Annotated in this window: 3 protein-coding genes; all 3 read right to left on the bottom strand. The window is 68.2% G+C overall.

Annotated elements, in window-relative coordinates:
• Window positions 1-53: 53 nt before the first annotated feature.
• Window positions 54-632: a hemerythrin domain-containing protein gene (locus AB0M73_RS49725; RefSeq protein WP_363907232.1), complete on the bottom strand. Its 579-nt coding sequence runs from the start codon at window positions 630-632 to the stop codon at window positions 54-56.
• A complete protein-coding gene (locus AB0M73_RS49720; protein ID WP_363907230.1) occupies window positions 629-1,117 on the bottom strand; it encodes a DUF4383 domain-containing protein in 489 nt (162 codons plus the stop codon). The genes AB0M73_RS49725 and AB0M73_RS49720 overlap by 4 nt, the downstream gene beginning before the upstream one ends.
• 59 nt (window positions 1,118-1,176) lie before the next feature.
• Window positions 1,177-2,250: cbb3-type cytochrome c oxidase subunit I (locus AB0M73_RS49715; RefSeq protein WP_363907229.1), on the bottom strand; the 1,074-nt coding region annotated here is incomplete at its 5' end.

Genomic DNA, 2,250 nt, shown 5'->3' with positions numbered 1-2,250 from the left:
GCTGTTGGTGGTGCGGGGGTGAGGGGCGCCGATCGGGCGGCGCCCCTCACCGGTCAGTCGGACGTGCCGGTCGTGCTGCGGCCCATGGCCTTGCGAACCGCGTCCCGGACCCGGTCCACGATCGCCGTCGGCGCGCCGATGACGACGTTCGCGGCGCCGCTCTCCACGCCGGGATGCGGATGCGTCGGCGCGATGGCTTCCGCCGCCCGCACCGCCGCCGCCATCTTCTTGAGTCGGTCCCGGTCATGTCGGGCGCGCAGGGCCGGGAACTCCGCCAGCTCCTCGTGCTCGGCGTGCTCGGCCACGTCCTGGCGCAGCCGGCGGAAGTCCGCCATGAAGTCCTCGGCGTCCGGGCCGAGTTCGTCCAACCGCTGCAACAGTTCCTTGGCGTCGTGCTCCTCCTGCAGCCGCGCCCGCACGACCTCGTCGATACCCGCGTCGCGGGCCGCCGGATGCACCACCTCCTCTTCTGCCGTCTCGTGCACGGCCATCAGACGCACCAGCCGCTCGAAGGCCCGCCGGCGCTGGTCGCCGGTGGTCATCTCCACCTCGCTGAACAGTCCCTTGATCTCCCGGTGTTGCCGCTCGAGCAACTCGACGACGTCCAGCTCCTCGTCGGTGGCCGGGCTCACTGCTGCCTCCCGCCGAGGTCGGTCACGTCGGCGCCGGTGGTCGTGCCGGCGCGGACCGTGCGGAACGCGAACAGCCCAAGCGCGATCATGCCGAGCCCGAGCACGAAGTGCAGCCAGTTGTCCGGGGTGTTCAGCGGCACGAAGTTGGCCTGGCTGGCCTGGTCGACGACCAGGCCGTAGATCCACAGCACCAGGTAGACCACGCCGCCTGCCATCAGATAGCCGGCCGCGGTGCGGGCCGTGCGGGCGAGCGCGATGCCGGCCACGCCGAACAGCAGGTGCACGATGTTGTGCAGCACGGAGACCTGGAACAGGCCCAACAGCTTCGCCATCGAGTCGTGACCGGCGAAACTCATCATGTCGTAGTCGGTCGTCACGCCCGGGATGAAGCCGAGGATGCCGACCAGGAGGAACACCGCGCCGACGACCAGCGCCGACATGCTGGCCGGATTTCGCGGCGGGACGATGGACTGTTTGCTGCTCATGAGAGCGCCTCGATTCTTCTTCGGTGCACGCGACTACCCACCGTTTCGGGCACTACGCGTCATTTCTTCTTGGCATCGCCCTGATCCGAGCCGGTGTCGGACTGCACGGCGCCTGCGCCGATCTCCGAGGGCGCCGCCGTCGGTGTCACGTGGGCCTCGTCGCGCAGTCGGTCGGCCATGTGCGGGTAGTGCAGCTCGAACGCCGGGCGCTCGGAGCGGATCCGCGGCAGCGAGGTGAAGTTGTGCCGCGGCGGCGGGCAGGAGGTCGCCCACTCCAGGGAGTTGCCGAAACCCCACGGGTCGTCGGCCACGACCCGTTCGCCGTAGCGGTAACTGCGGAAGACGTTCCAGATGAACGGCAGCGTCGACGCGCCGACGAGGTACGCGCCGATGGTCGAGACGGTGTTGAGCGTGGTGAAGCCGTCGCTGGCCAGGTAGTCGGCGTAGCGCCGCGGCATGCCGGCCGCGCCGAGCCAGTGCTGGACCAGGAAGGTGGTGTGGAAGCCGATGAACGTGGTCCAGAAGTGCAGCTTGCCCAGGCCCTCGTCCAGCATCCGGCCGGTGATCTTGGGAAACCAGAAGTAGATGCCGGCGAAGGTGGCGAACACGATGGTGCCGAACAGCACGTAGTGGAAGTGCGCCACCACGAAGTAGGTGTCGGACACGTGGAAGTCCAGCGGCGGCGAGGCCAGGATGACGCCGGTCAGGCCGCCGAACAGGAAGGTGATCAGGAAGCCGACGCCCCACAGCATCGGCGTCTCGAAGGTCAGCTGCCCCTTCCACATGGTGCCGATCCAGTTGAAGAACTTCACACCGGTCGGCACGGCGATCAGGAAGGTCATGAACGAGAAGAACGGCAGCAGCACGGCGCCGGTGGCGAACATGTGGTGCGCCCACACCGAGATCGACAGCGCCGCGATCCCCAGCGTGGCGAACACCAGGCCCTTGTAGCCGAACAGGGGTTTGCGGCTGAACACCGGGAAGATCTCCGACACGATGCCGAAGTAGGGCAGGGCGACGATGTAGACCTCCGGGTGACCGAAGAACCAGAACAGGTGCTGCCAGAGGATCACGCCGCCGTTGGCCGGGTCGAACACGTGCGCCCCGAGTTGGCGGTCGGCCAGCAGGCCGAA

The sequence above is a fragment of the Kutzneria sp. NPDC051319 genome (assembly GCF_040682195.1).
GTDB lineage: Bacteria > Actinomycetota > Actinomycetes > Mycobacteriales > Pseudonocardiaceae > Kutzneria.
The sequence above is the reverse complement of the archived record's forward strand: the minus strand, read 5'-3'. Positions and strand labels throughout refer to the sequence as shown.

Coding starts and splice junctions, on each gene's coding strand:
- AB0M73_RS49720 (WP_363907230.1), bottom strand. CDS start 1,117: ATGAGCAGCAAACAGTCCATCGTCCCGCCGCGAAATCCGGCCAGCATG.